Here is a 17,363-nt window from a genome sequence, read left to right as displayed (position 1 = left end):
CGCCATCTTGGAGGGATGCCGGAGGGAATCAGGACGCGGCCAGCACGGCCTTCGGTTCGAGAAATGCCTCTAATCCGTACGTGCCGTACTCGCGGCCAATCCCCGACTGCTTGAAGCCGCCGAACGGCGCAGCGGGCTCGTGGTTGAGCGTATTGACCATCACACGGCCGGCTTCGAGCCGCGCAGCAACCTCGCGTGCACGTTGCTTATCGGCACCGAACACATACGCCTGCAAGCCGTATGGCGTGTCGTTCGCAATGGCGATCGCGTCTTCGGTATCGCGGTAGGCAATGATCGACAGCACCGGGCCGAAGATTTCTTCGCGGGCAATGCGCATATCGTTCGACACATCGCTGAACACGGTCGGCTGCACGAACCATCCGCCATCCACGCCTTCCGGCAGTCCTTCGCCACCCGCAATCAAGCGCGCACCTTCATCGGTGCCGATGCGAATGTAGCCTTGCACGCGCTCCCATTGCTTGCGGCTGACCATCGGCCCGATGGCCGTTTGCGGATCACGCGGGTTGCCCGCTTGCGTGCGCGCCACTTCCTCGCGCACGCGGGCTTCGAATTCGGCCAGCCGGTGTTGCGGCACGAGAATGCGTGTGCCCGCGATGCACGCCTGACCACTGTTCATGAAGCCCGCGCCGAGCGCCATCGGTACCACGTCGTCAAAGTTCGCATCGTCGAGCACGACGAAGGGCGACTTGCCGCCGAGCTCCAGCGTCACGCGCTTCAACGATTCAGCCGCCGAGCGCAAAATGGTCTTTCCGACTGCCGTGGATCCGGTGAACGAAATCTTCGCGACATCAGGGTGCGCGCTGATTTCGGCGCCGACCGTTTCGCCCCGCCCCGTAACGATGTTGAACACACCGCGTGGCAAGTCGGCTGCGTGCAACGCTTCGGTCACGATGCGCGTCTGAATGGCGCTCATCTCGCTGGGCTTGATGACGGCCGTGCAACCCGCCGCCAGCGCGGCAGCGAGCTTCCCGCAGATAAAGCCTGCATCGTTGTTCCACGGGGTAATCAGGCCAGCGACGCCGAGCGGCTGCATCACAACTTCGGCCGTGCCCGCCGGGCGCGTGAACGCGTAGCTTTCGAGCACCTTCACGGCTTCGAGCAGCACGTCGCTGGCGTGCCGCGCCATCCATCCGGCGCGCGAGACCGGCGCACCATATTCTTCGACGATGGCGTCGAGCAGGTCGTTTTCTCTTGCGAGCACGGCGGCGTGCATGCGTTTGAGCATCTCGATGCGCTCACGCTTGCTCGTGCGGGAGAACGCCGGAAAGGCCCGCTTCGCGGCGGCAATCGCATCGCGCGCGTCCTGCGCATCGGCGAGGCGCACGCGGCCGATCACTTTTTCAGTGGCCGGGTTGAAGAGGTCGAACGATTCGTCGCCGTGCGGGGTGACGAACGCGCCGTCGATATAAATCTTGTCGATGATCTGCATGATGACTCGCGGTGGCGTGAGGGGATGGGTTCATCATAGGTGCGCAGCATTGTGTTGAGTAGCCGTACAATCCGGCATGTCACGTTGAGAGATTCAGGACAATGAAAACCTCCGGTCTGGGTGAGCTTGAAGCGGTGCTGGCGGTGGCGCGCCATCGCAATTTCCGCGCAGCGGCGACCGAATTGGGTGTCTCGACATCGGCACTCAGCCATGCGGTGGCCGGTCTGGAGACGCGCATCGGTGTACGCCTGTTCAACCGCACGACACGCAGCGTGTCGCTGTCGGCGGCGGGCGCGCAGTTCGTTGACAGCGTGGCTCCGGCGCTTTCCACCATTCGCGTGGCGATCGAACAGGCGGGCAGTTTTCGCGACTCGGTGTCGGGGGTGTTGCGTATCAACACCTCCGCAGGGGCTGCGCGTGTGGTGATGCCGCTCTTTCTCGAGTTCTTGCAGCGATACCCGGACATGACGCTCGATATCGTCACCGAGGGGAAGATGGTCGACATTGTCGCGGGCGGTTTCGACGCGGGTATCCGGCTGGCCGAAGCCGTGCCGCAAGACATGGTGGCGGTGCCCTTCGGTGGCGCACTGCGCTTTGCCGTCGTCGGCAGCCCGGACTACTTCGCCCGGCACAAGCCGCCGCGCGCGCCCGCCGATCTACTGGCCCATGCGTGTATTCGCATGCGCATGCCGAGTGGCGTGATTTATCACTGGGAGTTCGAGCGGCACGGCGAAGTGGCGCGCATCGACGTCGACGGTGTGTTGACGCTGGATGAACCCGACCTGATGCTGCAAGCGGCGCGCGCCGGTCTGGGGCTCGCGTATCTGAGCGAATGGAACGTGGCGGCCGACCTGCAAGCGGGCACGCTGGTGCGGGTGCTGACGGCGTGGACGCCGCCGCTCGATGGCGTGTGTCTGTACTACCCGAGCCGCCGCCACGCGCCCGCGGGGTTGCGAGCGCTCATCGACATGATTCGTGAGCACGCCGAGGTGGAGCGCAAGCGTGGAGAGCTTGGCGTTCAGCCCGCGCGCCCGCCCGCGTCAAAGGGGCGAGTGCGCAGCCTGTCGCGCAAGGCGAACGACAAAAAAGCCTAGGGCGCTCAGGCGCTCGGCGGATACTCGGCGTCGTTGAACAGCACGCAAGCGCCGTGCGGTGCTGCGCCCACGTTGTTCCGAAACAGGCCGAACGTGTTGCGCCACGGATCGAACGCGCGTTGCGGCGTCGGCGCCGGCGTGCGCGCCGCGAGCACGGCAGCGTCCACTTCCATGTGAAGCAGGTTCTTCTCGCAATCGATGGTGATGATGTCGCCGTCCTGCACGCGCGCGAGCATGCCGCCTTGTTCCGCTTCCGGTGACAGGTGGATGGCGGCGGGCACTTTGCCCGACGCGCCCGACATGCGCCCGTCAGTTACCAGCGCGACATGATGGCCTTCGTCCTGCAAGAGGCCAAGCATCGGCATGAGCTTGTGCAGCTCCGGCATGCCATTCGCACGCGGCCCTTGGAAGCGAACCACAACGATCACATCACGTGTGAGCTCGCCCGCCTTGAAGGCTGTTTGCGCCGATTCCTGATCGGGAAACACCCGCGCCGGTGCGCGCACTTTCTGGTGTTCCGGTTTGACGGCGGACGACTTGATCACGGCGCGGCCGAGATTGCCCGCGAGCATGCGCAAGCCGCCTTCGTGTGCAAACGGCCGGGCGGCCGGGCGCACGATGTTCTCATCAAGACTCTGCGCGGGTGCGTCCTGCCACGAGAGCACGTCGTCGCGCAGCGTCGCTTCCTGCGTGTAGGCGCGCAAGCCGTGTCCCATGACGGTCGTCACGTCGTTGTGCAGGAAGCCTGCGTCGAGCAGTTCCCGGATAAGGAAATTCAGCCCGCCCGCCGCATGAAACTGGTTCACGTCGGACTTGCCGTTCGGGTACACATGCGCGAGCAGCGGTGTGACGTCGGAGAGTTCGGCGAAGTCCTGCCAGTCGAGCAGAATGCCGCCCGCATGCGCCATCGCAACGAGGTGCAGCGTGTGATTGGTCGAGCCGCCCGTGGCGAGCAGGCCGACTACGCCGTTGATAAAGGCGCGCTCGTCGAGAATGTGCGAGGTGTTGATCCCCGTCTTGGCCAGCGCCACGGCGCGTGCGGTCGCGGCCTGCGTGAGGGCGTGACGCAAGGGCGTATGCGGATTGATGAACGAGGCCCCCGGCAGATGCAGTCCCATGAATTCCATGAGCATCTGATTACTGTTGGCTGTGCCGTAGAAGGTACAGGTGCCTTCCGTGTGATACGCGGCAAGCTCGCTGTCGAGCAGCGCGGCGCGGCTGACGCGCCCGGCGGCAAACTCCTGCCGGATGCGTGACTTCTCGTCGTTCGGCAGCCCAGAGGGCATCGGGCCAGCCGGTGTGAACACGGCGGGCAAGTGTCCGAACGCCTGCGCGGCGATGACCAGCCCGGGCACGATCTTGTCACACACGCCGAGGAACATGGCGGCATCGAACATCTGGTGCGAGAGTGCGACCACCGAGGCCATGGCGATCACGTCGCGCGAAAACAGCGACAGCTCCATGCCCGCGTAACCCTGTGTCACGCCATCGCACATGGCGGGCACGCCGCCGGCGACCTGCGCGCTTGCGCCATGCGCACGGGCGGCCGATTTGATGATGTCGGGGAATTCGACAAACGGCGCGTGCGCCGAGAGCATGTCGTTGTAAGCCGTGACGATGCCGATGTTCGGGGTGCGTTCGGAGCGGATTTTCAGGCGGTCGTCGGCGGGCGCGGCGGCGAGTGCGTGGGCCATGTTGGCGCAGCCGAGCGATTCGCGCCCGGGTTGGCCTTGGGTGGCGCGCTCGACACCTGCCAGATAGGCCTGCCGTGACTTTCGGCTGCGCTCGATCAGGCGTTCTGTCACACGCTTGACCACCGGATGCAGCGACACGTTGTGCGAAGACTGGGTCATGGGGATTCCGGGACGTTGTGGGTCGCCCATACGTCTCGCGCGCTCGATACCTGCGGCGCGCGGCCCGCATGCTGGCTGGGAAGTGCTCTGTCCTGCGTCGCCCCAAAAACCGGTTGACGATGTAGTCAAAGCACGAGATTTAGTTGAATTGCAGTGTAGTTAAACTACAATGCAGTGTCAAAGTTGCGCCTTCCCAGTGACGTCAGAAACCACTCGCAACGCCGGTAAGCCTTAGTGGCGCGGGTGGTTTCACGTTCCGACCGCACGGAGTCCACGCTCTCCATGAACACGCCTTCACCCTATACCTTTGTTTTGTTCGGCGCCACCGGCGATTTGTCGCTGCGCAAGGTGCTTCCGTCACTGTTCAGGGCGTTCTGCACGGGCCAGTTGGCGGAGGTCGGCAACATTTTGGCCGTGGCGCGCAGTCCGATGGACGCCGAGGCGTATCACGCATGGTGCGAGCAGCATGTGCGCGCACATATCGGGGCCGACGTCTGGGACGAGGCGCAGTGGAAGCGCTTTCTCGGCACCATCGACTACCTGCCGCTCGATCTGGGCCGCAAAGAAGAATTCAATACGCTGGCCGAACGGCTGGCGAAGCGCGACGGTGTGCGCATCTTCTATCTGGCGACCGGGCCGTCGCTTTTCATTCCAATTTGCGAAGGGCTGCGCAGCGCCAAGCTCAACGAGAACGGCCGCATCGTGCTGGAGAAGCCCCTCGGTCATGATCTCGCCTCGTCCGTGGCGATCAACGACGCCGTGGGCTCAATTTTCCGCGAAGACCAGATTTATCGGATCGACCACTACCTCGGGAAAGAGGCGGTGCAGAACCTGCTCGCGTTGCGCTTCGGCAATGCGATCTTCGAGCCGATGTGGCGGCGTGATCTGATCGAAAGCATTCAGATCACGATTGCCGAAGAGCTGGGTGTGGAAGGGCGCGGCGAGTTCTACGAGCAGACCGGCGCATTGCGCGACATGGTGCAGAACCACTTGCTGCAACTGCTCGCCATCGTCGCGATGGAGCCGCCGTTCGCGATGGACGCCGACGCCATTCGCGACGAGAAGCTGCGCGTGCTGCGCTCACTGCGTGCGCTGGATGACGATACGGTGGCGCGCAACGTGGTGCGCGGCCAGTACGGCGCCGGGGCCATCGGCAAGACAGCCGTGCCGGCGTACACGGACGAACCCGGCGTGCCGTCTGACAGTCAGACCGAAACCTTCGTTGCGCTCAAGGTCGAGATCGACAACTGGCGCTGGGCTGGCGTGCCGTTCTTCCTGCGCACCGGCAAGCGGCTGGGCGAGCGCGTGGCGGAGATCGTGGTGAACTATCGTCCCACGCCGTATCCGCTGTTGGGCGAAGCCACCGCGCATGCGGGCGCTAACCGTCTCGTGATTCGCTTGCAGCCGAACGAATCGATGCGCCTGTATTGCTTGGCCAAACAGCCGGGCGAGGGCATGAATCTGCAAACGGTCCATTTGGATCTGGCGTTCGACCAGTTCTTCAAAGGCCACACCATGGATGCTTACGAGCGCCTGCTGCTCGACGTGATCCACGGCCGGCTGGCGTTGTTCGTGCGCCGCGACGAGCAGGAACAGGCATGGCGTTGGGTGGCACCGATTCAGGCGTACTGGGCGCGCCAGCACAAGGGGCCGAAGCGCTACGCCGCCGGCACTTGGGGGCCGCCCGCCGCGAGCGCACTGCTCGCGCAATACGGCACCTGCTGGGTAGAGGAAGACAACTGATAAAAGACAGCCGAGCGCGCACGAAGTCAGGCAAACAGACCGGCGAGGCGGCGAAGTCAGCAAGCATAAGGAGCGAGACATGATTCACTGGCGGATGTATCCGACCCGCGAAGCGCAGGCGCATGCGCTGGCGAATGCGGTGGTTGCAGGCCTCGACGAGGCGCCGACGATTCGCCCGCGTGCGCTGCTCGCGGTCTCGGGCGGCACGAGCCCCAAGCCGTTTCTCACTCAACTCGCGCGCCTGCCCGTGGCGTGGCGCGACATCGGCATCACCCTCGTCGACGATCGCTGGCTGCCCGATACGCATGCTGACAGCAATGCCCGATTGGTGAGTGAAACATTGCTGCCGGGCGCCAAGGGGGCGCAGTGGCTGCCGCTTGTCGACACCTCCGCTGCCCCCGAATTGCAAGTGCGCACGCTCAACGACACATGGACGCACGGCGTGCCGCAAGTCTGCGTGCTGGGCATGGGCGAAGACGGTCACACCGCGTCGCTCTTCGCCGACGCGCCGCAATGGCACGACGCCATCACTACCCATGACAAGTTCGTCCTCGTGCAGCCGCAGCACGCCCCGTACACGCGCGTGTCGTGGTCGTTGTCTGCGCTGGCGTCGAGCGAGCGGTTGCTGTTGCAGATTCAGGGCAAGGCCAAACGCGCCGTGCTCGAAGCTGCGCAGGCGCAACCGCAGGACAACGCTATCTCCCGGCTGATTCACCGTGAAGGAGTCAAGATCGATGTCTTCTGGAGTGAGGAATAATCCCCCGCATGTGAGCGGCCCGCGGCTGCTCGCCGACATTGGCGGCACCAACGCCCGGTTCGCGCTTGAGATTGCACCGGGCGATCTCGTCGAGATTCGCGACTACGCCTGCGACGATTATTCCGGCGTGCCGGAAGTCATCCGCGCCTATCTCGATGAGGCCGATCACGCCGAACCCGTGCGCCACGCGGCGATTGCGATTGCCAATCCCATCGAAGGCGACGAAGTCCGCATGACCAATCGGGACTGGCACTTCTCCATCGAAGCCACGCGCCGTGCGCTGCGGTTCGAGACGCTGCTCGTCGTCAACGACTTCACGGCGCTGGCGATGGCGCTGCCGTATCTGAACGACACGCAGAAGCATCAGATCGGTGGTGGTGAGCCTCGGCCGAATGGTGTGCTCGGCCTGTTGGGGCCGGGGACCGGCGTTGGGGTGTCGGGTCTGATCCCGGCCGGTGACCGCTGGATCGCGTTAGGCAGCGAGGGCGGACACACCACGTTCGCGCCGGCCGACGAGCGCGAGATCGACGTGTTGCGCTACGCATGGCAGCACTTTCCCCATGTGTCGTTCGAGCGATTGGTCGCGGGGCCCGGCATGGCGCTGGTCTATCAGGCGTTGGCCCTTCGTGCGAAAAAGCGCGTCAAACCGCTGGAAACGCCCGACATCGTGAAACTCGCTCAAGCGGGCAATGCGCTCGCCAAAGAGACGGTCGATTGCTTCTGCGCCATGCTCGGTACGTTGGCCGGCAATGTCGCCGTGTCGTTGGGCGCCGTCGGCGGCGTGTACCTTGGCGGCGGTGTGATTCCCAAGCTTGGCAAGCTCTTCGGAGACTCGCCATTTCGCGCGCGCTTCGAGGCGAAGGGGCGTTTTGAAGCGTATCTGAAGAAGATTCCGACGTTCGTGATCACCGCCGATCATCCGGCGTTTCTCGGCACCTCGGCGATTCTTGCGGAGCAGTTGGGCACGCACGCGGCAGGGGCGGGCGCGTTGATCGACCGCCTGCATCGCTTGCGCGACCGGCTTAGCCCGGCCGAGCAACGGGTCGCGGAACTCACGCTAAAACAGCCTCGCGCACTGCTGGCCGAACCGGTATCTGAAATCGCACGGCTGGCGCGCGTGAGCCAGCCAACGGTGATCCGGTTCTGCCGCAAGCTGGGCTGTCAGGGGCTGTCGGATTTCAAGTTGAAGCTGGCGAGCGCGCTGACGGGGACGCTGCCGGTGCGCCACGGTCAGGTGCATGTCGGCGATTCGGCTGCGGAGTTCAGCGCGAAGGTGCTCGACAACACCGTCTCGTCGATTCTGCAACTGCGCGAGCATCTTGACGCACGCACCGTTGAGGCGGCCGTGTCGCTGCTTGATAGTGCTCGCCGTATCGAGTTCTACGGGCTGGGCAATTCGGGCGTGATTGCGCAGGATGCTCACTACAAGTTCTTCCGGTTCGGCATGCCGACGATTGCCTACGGCGACCCGTATTTGTTGCAGGCGTCGGCGGGGTTGCTGAATGAAGGCGACGTGGTGGTGGCGATCTCGGCGTCGGGCCGTTCGGCCGATCTGAACCGCGCAGTCGATATTGCTGTCGGGCGCGGGGCGAAGGTCATTGCGCTAACCTCGCGCAATTCGCCACTCGCACGCAAGGCCACGCTAGTGCTGCCGAACGATCACGTGGAGACGATGGGCGCACACGTCACGATGATCGCGCGCATTCTGCATCTCGCGACGATCGACGTGCTGGCCGTGGGGGTTGCGATCCGGCGTGCTGGCCCGGGGGCACAGACGGCTGGCGAGGGGGCGCTCGACTGGCTCGGTCACGGCAGCGGACAGGACGCGGCGGACGAAGCGGCGGCGTAGATCGATGGCGTGGCGGGTCGCGATTCGATCGGCTCGTTCGGGTCAGTCGACCGTTTGAATCGCCGGTATCAGTCAAGGAGTCCGACGTAATCCGTATACGATTTTTGAGACTGTTTTGGCTGCTTGATATTCGTAAACATGTTTATCATAATGCGGCCTATGAAAGTGACCGATTCCGCCCAACGTTTCGGCTTTCTCGTGGCAGACGTTCAGCGTCTGTACGGGCGCCGCTTCGAGCAGTTTGCCCAACGCGCGCTGCCGATGACGCGCGCGCAGTGCCGTCTGCTCGTCTATCTCGCCGACAATCGCGGCGTGAGCCAGACCGTGCTGGCCGATATTCTCGAAGTCTCCCCTCAGACGCTCGCACGCTCACTTGAACGGATGGAAGAGGCCGGTTGGGTGCGTCGCCGCCCGGACGTCCGCGACCCTCGCTTGCATCGTCTCTACGTGACGCGTGCGGCGGTCGAACAGTTGGCGGTGGCGCGCAAGCTCTCCGATGAGGTGCGCAACGAGGCGTTGACCGGGCTGACGGCCTTCGAGACGGTGCAGCTCATGCAGTTGCTGCAAAAGGTGCGCCGCAACCTCACGAGTGTGGTGCCCAAGCCGCTCGATACCGTGCTGCCGGCGGCGCTGCGGGGGATCGACGTTGCGGACCATTCACCCGCCGCGACGGCCAATGATGGCCAAAACGACGATCCGGACGGCGGGCCGGACGACGACATCCCCGCCAACTGACGCAAGACAATCCCGACAACCCTATCGGACAAGCCCGACTTGCCGTGGGGGAGGCATGCGCCTAGCATGAGGAGTCGTTCCAACCACCTCTCGGGAGGCAGTCATGACGCAGCATGTCTACAAGCAGATCGAACTCACCGGCTCGTCGGAGAAGTCCATCGATGACGCCGTCAAAGGGGCCATCAAGCGCGCGAGCAAGACGTTGCGCAATCTGAACTGGTTCGAGATCACGGAAACACGCGGCCATATCGAAAACGGCAAGGTGGCTCACTGGCAGGTGACGCTCAAGGTCGGCATGCGTCTGGAGGACTGACGGCGGGTGGCGGGAAGGCGTTCGCGGCGGCCGGGAATTGAGCTAACGCAAGCCAAATCAGGCTCAAAACACGGCACCGCGGGCGTCATACAGTCGTGCCACAATAGGCGCATACTCGACAACACGAAAAGACAGAAGAGGTTTGCGCATGTCCGAACAAGAACCGGTCCACGCCACCCGATCGATCTCCGACCCGGTGGAAGCCGTCAACTATCTGAAGACGATCTACGACGCCAACACCGCGTATCTGCGGGCGGCTTTCGAGCGCTTTTCCACCGAGAAAGACGCGGCGCGCCGTGTCAGCGCGCACTATCCTTTCATCCGCATCACCACCGAAGACATCACCCAGCTCGACAAGCGCCTGTCCTATGGCTTCGTCTCGGGCCCGGGGAGCTATCAGACGACCGTCACGCGTCCCGATCTCTTCGAGAACTACTACATCGAGCAGTTGCGCCGCCTCACGCACAACCACGGCGTAGCGTTCGAAGTCGGTGTATCCGACGAGCCGATTCCCGTGCACTTCGCTTATCGTGACGGCGTGTATCTCGAAGGCGATCTCGACCAGTCACACCTGCGCGCCATGCGCACGGCGTTCGACGTGCCCGATCTCGCCAAGATGGACGACAGCATCGTCAACGGCACGCGTGATCCGCTGCCCGGCGAAATTCTGCCGCTCGCGCTGTTTACCGCGCCGCGTGTCGATTACTCGCTGCATCGGCTGCGCCACTACACGGCCACGTCGCCCGAGAACTTCCAGAATTACGTGCTGTTCACCAACTACCAGTTCTACATCGACGAATTCGTCGAACTGGGCCGCGAGTTGATGAGTGCGAGCGACGACCCGGCGGAGCGCGAGTATCGCAGCCAGTACACGGCATTCGTCGAGCCGGGCAACGTCATCCACTGGAACCAGAACATTGCCGCGCGCGATTCGGAGGGCACACCGCCGCCGCGTCTGCCGCAAATGCCGGCGTACCACCTCGTGCGCCCGGATAACACCGGCATCACGATGGTCAACATCGGCGTGGGCCCGTCGAACGCCAAGACCATTACCGACCACATTGCTGTGCTGCGCCCGCACGCGTGGGTCATGCTGGGCCACTGCGCGGGCCTGCGTAACTCGCAGCGTCTGGGCGATTACTGCCTGGCCCACGGTTATGTGCGCGAAGACCATGTGCTCGACGACGACCTGCCGCTGTGGGTGCCGGTGCCGCCTCTCGCAGAGGTGCAGGTGGCGCTCGAGCGCGCCGTGGCCGATGTGACGCAGTTGGACGATTTCGAGCTCAAGCGCGTGATGCGCACGGGCACCGTCGTGACCGTCGACAACCGTAACTGGGAACTGCGCGATCACCGCGAGCCGGTGCAGCGCATGAGCCAGAGCCGCGCGATTGCGCTCGATATGGAAAGCGCGACCATTGCCGCCAACGGTTTCCGCTTCCGTGTGCCGTACGGCACGTTGCTGTGCGTGAGCGACAAGCCGCTGCACGGCGAACTGAAGCTGCCGGGCATGGCCGACCGGTTCTATCGCGAGCGTGTCGATCAGCATCTGAAGATCGGCGTGAAGGCCATGGAGCTGCTGCGCGATAACGGTCTGGACCGTCTGCACAGCCGCAAGCTCCGGAGTTTCAACGAAGTCGCGTTCCAGTAAAGCACCCGGCGGCGGCGATGTTTCGACACCTGAAACTTGCCGCCGCGCCCCGCCTGCCCCGTATCACGGGGCGTTGCGCCCCATGCGTGCATGCGGCCGCCGCTAGTAGCACAATGCCTTCGCACACCGGTACGACGCCGCTTCCCCGCGTGCGTTCTACCGGTGTTTTTGTTTCTCGTCATCAAGGATCATCGTGGAGCTAGTCAACCACGTCGTGCCCTGGGCAGCGCACGACACGCGTCTATTGCTGTCCTGCCTCGTCGGCCTCGTCGCCATCATTCTCTTCATCAGCGCGCTAAAACTCTCGCCGTTCCTGTCGATTCTGATCGGCACGTTTATCGCGGGTCTGGGTGCCGGCTTGCCGCTGGATTCGGTCGCCAGTGCCTTCAGCAAGGGCGCGGGCGGCATTCTGGGCGACGCGGGCATGATCATCGCGCTAGGGGCCATGCTCGGTGCGTTGATGGCGGACACCGGGGCGGCCGACCGCATCGTGACCGTCTTGCTTACCTTTGCCAAGGGCCGCGCGCTGCCGTGGATGATGGCGGTGGTGGCGATGATCATCGGTTTGCCGCTGTTCTTCGAAGTGGGCCTCGTCATGATGGTGCCGATCATCTTCGTGATGGCCCGCCGTGCGAACACGCCGATTCTGCGCGTGGCCATTCCGGCGCTGGCCGGCATGACCACGTTGCACGCGCTGGTGCCGCCGCATCCGGGCCCGCTGATCGCCGTGTCGGCGCTGCATGCGGATCTCGGCATGACGATGGGACTTGGGTTGCTGATCGCCATTCCGGCGGTGATTCTGGCCGGGCCGCTGTATGGCATGTGGCTTGCGCCGCGCCTGCATGTGGAAGCGCCGCAGCAACTGGGTGATCTGTTCACCAAACGCGACGACGACTTCGCGCCGCCGCCGTTTGCCGCTGCGCTGCTGGTGATTCTGCTGCCGGTGGTGTTGATGCTGGGCCGCACGCTTGCGAAGGTGGCGCTCACCCCCGAGACGCCGGTTTTCGAAGCGCTCGACTTCCTTGGCGAGCCGATCATCGCGTTGGCGCTGACGGTGATCGTGGCGATTGTCGTACTCGGCTGGGGACGCGGTCTGCCGCGTGCCCGCGTGGGTGAAACGCTGCGCCGTGCGCTGCCGCCGATCGCTGGTCTGTTGCTGACGATTGGTGCAGGCGGTGGTTTGAAGCAGGCGCTGGTGACGGCAGGCATTGCGACGACCATCGGCAAGGTGGCGGTCGGCACGCACATGCCGCTGATTCTGCTGGCATGGCTGATCGCGGTGGCATTGCGTCAAGCGACGGGCTCGGCGACGGTCGCCACGACCACGACGGCCGGCATCGTGGCGCCGCTGGTGATGCATCTGCCGCCCGTGCAGGGCTCGCTGATTGCGCTGGCGATCGGGGCGGGGTCGGTGTTCTTCTGCCACGTCAACGACGCGGGCTTCTGGATGGTGCGGGAGTACTTCGGCCTGAAGCTCAAGGAGACGCTGTGGGTCTGGTCCGTGTTGCAGACCATCGTCTCGGTCGTGGGGCTGGTGATGACCTTGTTGCTCTGGCAGATTCTGGTGTGATGCTTCGGCCCGCATGACGGGCTGAGACGCTGGCATTGCCAGCCATGAAAAAAGCGCGCAGACCGTGAGGTTGCGCGCTTTTTCTTTGCGATGTCGCCGTCTCTGTTGCTGCGGCGTGGCTTACGAAAACACGCGCTTCGCGTGAATGCCGAGGCCGAGCGCCACGCTGGCGAGGCGGTCGCCGAAGACCGGCGTCGCGTTCGGGAACGCTGCGCACATGGCGCCCGACAGGCAGCGCAGCCCCGTCGAGCCGCCGGTGAAGTACAGCGCATCGACGTCTTCCGCGCGCAGTCCGGCAAGCGATGCCGTGTGCACGGCACCCGCCGTGATGCTGGCGATTTCGTCGCTCACCGCGTCGACCAGTCCCGCTTCCGAGAAGGCCACACCGAGTTCGCGCTCGATGACGGCGAGGTCGATACGCGTCTCACCGCCGGCAGCCACGGCAATCTTGGCATCTTCCGCATGACCGACCAGCGCATGACCGAGGCGTTGGTCCACCGTGCGCATCAGGCGGCGATGGTGGACCGGGTCGGCGTACAGGTGCGCCGTCAGAGCCAGTTCACCGACGCGCTTGGGCGTATAGACGGTGTTGATCAGGTGCCACGTGGCCAGATCGAAGTAGATGCGGTTCGGCACTTCCTTGCCATCCGGGCCGAGGGCCTTGTAGCCGATTTCACGCAGGATTGTGGCGAGTTCGATGCGGCGATCGAAGTCCGTCCCGGCGATGTGCACGCCGTGGTGCGCGAGCACGTCGTCCTTGCGTTCGAGGCGTTGGGCACGGTCCGGGCCTACGCGCACCAGCGAGAAGTCAGAGGTACCGCCGCCGATGTCCACGACGAGCACTTGTTGCTCTTCGGTCAGGCGCGATTCGTAATCGAAGGCGGCCGCGATCGGCTCGAACTGGAAATGCACGTCCTTGAAGCCGACGTCGCGGGCGCTTTGTTCGAGCGAGCGTTGTGCGGCGGCATCGGCGCGGGGATCGTCATCGACGAAGAACACCGGGCGGCCCATGACCACTTGGCGCAGGTCGTCGCCATCGGACTTGATGGCGTGCGTGCGAAGGTGACGCAGGAACGTCGCAATGATGTCGATATAGCGCATCGCCGACCCGTTGCCGAGATCGGTGGTGCTTTCGATGAGGGAGGAGCCGAGCAGGCTCTTGAGCGAGCGCATCAGGCGCCCGTCGTAGCCGTCGATATAGTCGGCGACGGCCTGGCGGCCAAATGTCGCGCGGCCACCTTCGTCGGCGTTGAAGAAGACGGCCGTCGGCAGCGTGCCGTAGCCGGCTTCCAGCTCGACCAGACGCATGGCGGCACCGTCGCGTACAGCGACGGCTGAATTCGAAGTGCCGAAATCGATGGCGCAGAAACTCATGGCATTGCGGCTCATGCAGGCGAGCCGTAAAAGGTCGGCAGTGTAGCACGGCCGGGCGGCCGGCCAAATTTAGTGTCCCAGAATACCTTCAGGACCCGCTCGCGGCCAGTTAGGGCTTTCAACCGTGCGATGTTTTGGCGGGCGGCTGCGCGGCCGGCAGCGTGCGCAGGCTGCTCACCACGGCGGCCACGGCTGCGAAGACTGCCGCGACGTACAGCGCCGCACGCGTGCCATAGCCTTGCGGGGCCACGCTGAAGATAAGCGCGACGAGCGCCGCGCCGGTCGTTTGCCCAGTCAGGCGCGCTGTGCCGAGCATGCCGCTGGCGCCACCGCTGCGATGCGCGGGGGCGGCCGTGAGCATCGCGTAGTTGTTGGGCGACTGGAACAGACCGAAGCCGAAACCGCACAACGCCATGCGCCAGACGATGTCCCACGAGTGCGGCTGCGCGGGCAGCATGGCGAGCGCGAGCAGGCCGAGCGCGAAGGCCGCCATGCCGATCGCACCGAGCAGGCCGGGTTTGTAGTGTTCGAGCAAACGTCCGGCGACGGGCGCAACCACAACGATGGTCAGCGGCCATGCGGTCATCAGCAGGCCGGTCTGCACGTGGTCGAAACCAAGCGAATCCTGAAGATAGAAGGGCAGCGCAACGAACGCGAGCATCTGGGCGCAGAACGATGCCATCGACGTGCAGATCGACAGGCCGAAGATCGGAATGCGCAACAAGTCGACGGGCAGCAACGGCACGGGTTGCGTGCGCTGACGCCGCACGAAGATCGTGCCGATGATGACGGCGGCCACGAGTTCGACGGCGACGAGCCAGCGTTCCTGACCGTGGCCGAATGAGTCGATGCCGGAGATGAGCAGCCCGAAGGTGAGCGCGCTGAGCAGCGCACCGGTCCAGTCGAAGGCGTGGGAGGCGCGGATGCTGTCGGGCAGCGAGCGCATGGCGATGTCCAGCGCGATGATGCCGAGCGGCACGTTGACGGCGAACAGCCACGGCCAGTGGGCGATGGAGAGAATACCGGCGGCGAGCGTTGGTCCGGCGGCTGACGACACTGCGACGATCAGGGAGTTGAGGGCGACACCGCGTCCGAACCACGCGCGCGGGTAGATCATTTTCACCAGCGCGCTGTTCACGCTCATGATACCGGCCGCGCCAAAGCCTTGGGCTACGCGGGCGAGCGTGAGTGTGACGAGCGAGTCGGAGAGTGCACAGGCCAGCGACGCCAGCGTGAAGAGCGCCAGACCGACCGTATAGACGCGCCGGTAACCGACGATTTCACCGAGCGCGGCGAGCGGCAGCAGCGAGATCGTGATCGCGAGTTGGTACGCGTTGACGATCCAGATCGAAGTGGCGGGGCTGGCGTTGAGGTCGCGCGCGATGGTCGGCAGGGCGACGTTGGCGATGGCGCTGTCGAGCACCGAAAGCGAGATGGCGAGCATGACGGTCGCGATGGCCCAGACCCGGGCGGGCATGGGCATGCCGTCGGCATAGTTTTCGGACATGAGGGCAGCGAGGCGAGACTGCCGGTGAGTCAGCGCGACACGACCGGCGAAAGCGTAATCGTGCCCGAAATCGCGGAAATCGGCGTCGGCTGGGCTGGGAGCCTTATAAACAAAGGGGTTGGGTTTCTTGAAGTCTGTTTTATCTGATGGAATATAAATTCCATCAGATAAAACACGTGAATTCAGTCATTCCCGAAGCGTGCGATACGGGCGTTGCCGAGCGGGTGATATGACGTGCCTGACGCTAGCAAAGCGAGGTCGAGTCCGCTGGCGAGTACCGTTTGCACGCCGACGGCGGCGAGCGTACTGGCGGGAGACCGGCCGGGGCATGCGTGTCCGCCGTGCCCGAACGTCCATGCCGTGTCGTCGGGGCTGACCGGTGTTGGGGCGGCGGCGAGTACAACCAGCACGACATCGCCCCGCGCTAGTTGCCGTTCGCAGATAACCGCCGGGGTGTGCAGAAAGCGGCGCGTGTTCTGGACGGGCGGGTCGAAGCGGATGACGTCACGGACGGCGGCAATGGCCGTGGCGAGATGGGGGGGCGTGGCGGGGCGGTTGACTGCTGGCGTTCCCGCTTCGGTTGCCGTTGTCGACGGTTCGGCGCGCGCCAGACGGCGAAGCGCGTTGGCGACGAGTCCTGCGCAGGCATCGTGGGTTTGTGTGAACAGACCCACGATGTTGGCCGTCAGCGCACGCGGGTCAATCGCAGGTTCAAGGGCGGCGAGATTCGCGGTGCGCTGAAGCCAAGTATCGGGTGCGTTGTCGGTGCTGAGCCATTGGCGGGCGAAATCATTCAGCGTCGTCGCAGCGCGGTGGCCGTCGGCGATGACCTCGGCCCGTGGTGCAGGACGTGCCGATTCCGCCATTGCGGCGACGAGGGTGTGGGTGTTCGCATAGACGTCGGCCCATTGCGATTCTGGAACCCCAAGCCAAGCGGCGAGTGCATAGATGGGTTGGCGGAAGACGTAGTCATCGAGTTTTTCCGAGTACGCGGCGGCGCTGGCGTAGCCGAGTCGGTCGAGCGTTGGGGCGTCGGCGGACAGTGAGGCAAGCTGTGTGGCGAGCCACGGCTTGAGCGTGATGTGTTCCGCACCGTCATTCATGCGAACGAGCCGCCCAAACCATTCTCCAGCCGCACCAGAGGCGAGCGCAGCGGGCACGAGCGCCCCCGCCGGCCGCACGCCGCATGCCGGATGACGCAGCACCTCAACGAGCGCCTCCGGCCCGGCGGCGACCCACATACCGAGCGACGCATCGAAGTCGAACGGCCGCTGTGCCGCGAGCGCGCGGTAGTACGGATAAGGATCGGGGTGGGTGACGGCAGTCAGGGCGTTCGTCGGGGGGGAGTCGTCGATGTGCATGGTGCATCCTTCGATATGCGGCGAGAGAGTGATGCCATTTTCTGTTCTGTCGGCGTGGCACGTTTCATCACGCACTGAAGTGTCGAGCGCGGCACCGGACATATACTGC

Annotated in this window: 13 protein-coding genes; 8 read left to right on the top strand and 5 right to left on the bottom strand. The window is 64.5% G+C overall.

What is annotated here, in order from left to right:
* Positions 1–28 precede the first annotated feature (28 nt).
* The gene (locus CDV46_RS06245) at positions 29–1,450 is read right to left on the bottom strand and encodes an aldehyde dehydrogenase family protein (protein WP_087722096.1); all 1,422 of its coding nucleotides are present in this window, start codon (positions 1,448–1,450) and stop codon (positions 29–31) included.
* A 101-nt stretch (positions 1,451–1,551) separates the two neighbouring features.
* Here CDV46_RS06245 and CDV46_RS06240 point away from each other — a divergent pair, with 101 nt between their 5' ends.
* On the top strand, positions 1,552–2,544 hold the full coding sequence (locus CDV46_RS06240; protein ID WP_087722095.1) for a LysR family transcriptional regulator: 993 nt from the start codon (positions 1,552–1,554) through the stop codon (positions 2,542–2,544).
* Positions 2,545–2,549: 5 nt separating this feature from the next.
* On the opposite strand, the gene edd is transcribed toward CDV46_RS06240, so the two are convergent.
* Positions 2,550–4,397: a phosphogluconate dehydratase gene (gene edd, locus CDV46_RS06235; RefSeq protein WP_087722094.1), complete on the bottom strand. Its 1,848-nt coding sequence runs from the start codon at positions 4,395–4,397 to the stop codon at positions 2,550–2,552.
* A gap of 282 nt (positions 4,398–4,679) precedes the next feature.
* Here edd and zwf point away from each other — a divergent pair, with 282 nt between their 5' ends.
* The 7 genes from zwf (at position 4,680) to CDV46_RS06200 (ending at position 13,012) form a co-directional block, all read left to right on the top strand.
* Positions 4,680–6,140 carry a glucose-6-phosphate dehydrogenase gene (gene zwf, locus CDV46_RS06230; RefSeq protein ID WP_087722093.1) on the top strand — a complete coding sequence of 487 codons (1,461 nt, stop codon included), beginning with the start codon at positions 4,680–4,682 and terminating at the stop codon, positions 6,138–6,140.
* 79 nt (positions 6,141–6,219) lie between these two features.
* The gene (pgl, locus tag CDV46_RS06225) at positions 6,220–6,897 is read left to right on the top strand and encodes a 6-phosphogluconolactonase (protein ID WP_087722092.1); all 678 of its coding nucleotides are present in this window, start codon (positions 6,220–6,222) and stop codon (positions 6,895–6,897) included.
* Entirely contained in the window at positions 6,875–8,746 is a 1,872-nt protein-coding gene (locus tag CDV46_RS06220; RefSeq protein WP_176399023.1) for a bifunctional transcriptional regulator/glucokinase, read from the top strand. The genes pgl and CDV46_RS06220 overlap by 23 nt, the downstream gene beginning before the upstream one ends.
* A 165-nt stretch (positions 8,747–8,911) precedes the next feature.
* The gene (locus CDV46_RS06215; RefSeq protein WP_176399022.1) at positions 8,912–9,481 is read left to right on the top strand and encodes a MarR family winged helix-turn-helix transcriptional regulator; all 570 of its coding nucleotides are present in this window, start codon (positions 8,912–8,914) and stop codon (positions 9,479–9,481) included.
* Between the two features lie 103 nt (positions 9,482–9,584).
* The gene (locus tag CDV46_RS06210; protein ID WP_058375543.1) at positions 9,585–9,794 is read left to right on the top strand and encodes a dodecin; all 210 of its coding nucleotides are present in this window, start codon (positions 9,585–9,587) and stop codon (positions 9,792–9,794) included.
* Positions 9,795–9,942: 148 nt separating this feature from the next.
* Positions 9,943–11,442 (top strand): AMP nucleosidase, encoded by a 1,500-nt coding sequence (locus tag CDV46_RS06205; protein ID WP_087687406.1) that lies wholly within the window; start codon positions 9,943–9,945, stop codon positions 11,440–11,442.
* Between the two features lie 193 nt (positions 11,443–11,635).
* Positions 11,636–13,012 carry a GntT/GntP/DsdX family permease gene (locus tag CDV46_RS06200; protein ID WP_087722089.1) on the top strand — a complete coding sequence of 459 codons (1,377 nt, stop codon included), beginning with the start codon at positions 11,636–11,638 and terminating at the stop codon, positions 13,010–13,012.
* Between the two features lie 120 nt (positions 13,013–13,132).
* Here CDV46_RS06200 and CDV46_RS06195 read toward each other — a convergent pair whose 3' ends face one another.
* The 3 genes from CDV46_RS06195 to CDV46_RS06185 form a co-directional block, all read right to left on the bottom strand.
* Positions 13,133–14,386 (bottom strand): Hsp70 family protein, encoded by a 1,254-nt coding sequence (locus tag CDV46_RS06195; protein ID WP_087687443.1) that lies wholly within the window; start codon positions 14,384–14,386, stop codon positions 13,133–13,135.
* A gap of 118 nt (positions 14,387–14,504) precedes the next feature.
* Entirely contained in the window at positions 14,505–15,893 is a 1,389-nt protein-coding gene (locus tag CDV46_RS06190) for an MFS transporter (RefSeq protein WP_087722088.1), read from the bottom strand.
* A gap of 182 nt (positions 15,894–16,075) precedes the next feature.
* Positions 16,076–17,254, bottom strand: coding sequence for a cytochrome P450 (locus tag CDV46_RS06185; protein WP_140413308.1), 1,179 nt, complete (start codon positions 17,252–17,254; stop codon positions 16,076–16,078).
* Positions 17,255–17,363 lie beyond the last annotated feature (109 nt).

Origin of the sequence: Pandoraea sp. PE-S2T-3 (assembly GCF_002179965.1) — a bacterium.
GTDB lineage: Bacteria > Pseudomonadota > Gammaproteobacteria > Burkholderiales > Burkholderiaceae > Pandoraea.
This window is presented reverse-complemented; position numbering and strand designations above follow the sequence as displayed.

Excerpts from the sequence above, each read along its gene's own strand:
- CDV46_RS06245 (WP_087722096.1), bottom strand. The coding sequence starts at position 1,450 with ATGCAGATCATCGACAAGATTTATATCGACGGCGCGTTCGTCACCCCG.
- CDV46_RS06240 (WP_087722095.1), top strand. The coding sequence starts at position 1,552 with ATGAAAACCTCCGGTCTGGGTGAGCTTGAAGCGGTGCTGGCGGTGGCG.
- edd (WP_087722094.1), bottom strand. The coding sequence starts at position 4,397 with ATGACCCAGTCTTCGCACAACGTGTCGCTGCATCCGGTGGTCAAGCGT.
- zwf (WP_087722093.1), top strand. The coding sequence starts at position 4,680 with ATGAACACGCCTTCACCCTATACCTTTGTTTTGTTCGGCGCCACCGGC.
- pgl (WP_087722092.1), top strand. The coding sequence starts at position 6,220 with ATGATTCACTGGCGGATGTATCCGACCCGCGAAGCGCAGGCGCATGCG.
- CDV46_RS06220 (WP_176399023.1), top strand. The coding sequence starts at position 6,875 with ATGTCTTCTGGAGTGAGGAATAATCCCCCGCATGTGAGCGGCCCGCGG.
- CDV46_RS06210 (WP_058375543.1), top strand. The coding sequence starts at position 9,585 with ATGACGCAGCATGTCTACAAGCAGATCGAACTCACCGGCTCGTCGGAG.
- CDV46_RS06205 (WP_087687406.1), top strand. The coding sequence starts at position 9,943 with ATGTCCGAACAAGAACCGGTCCACGCCACCCGATCGATCTCCGACCCG.
- CDV46_RS06195 (WP_087687443.1), bottom strand. The coding sequence starts at position 14,386 with ATGAGTTTCTGCGCCATCGATTTCGGCACTTCGAATTCAGCCGTCGCT.
- CDV46_RS06190 (WP_087722088.1), bottom strand. The coding sequence starts at position 15,893 with ATGTCCGAAAACTATGCCGACGGCATGCCCATGCCCGCCCGGGTCTGG.
- CDV46_RS06185 (WP_140413308.1), bottom strand. The coding sequence starts at position 17,254 with ATGCACATCGACGACTCCCCCCCGACGAACGCCCTGACTGCCGTCACC.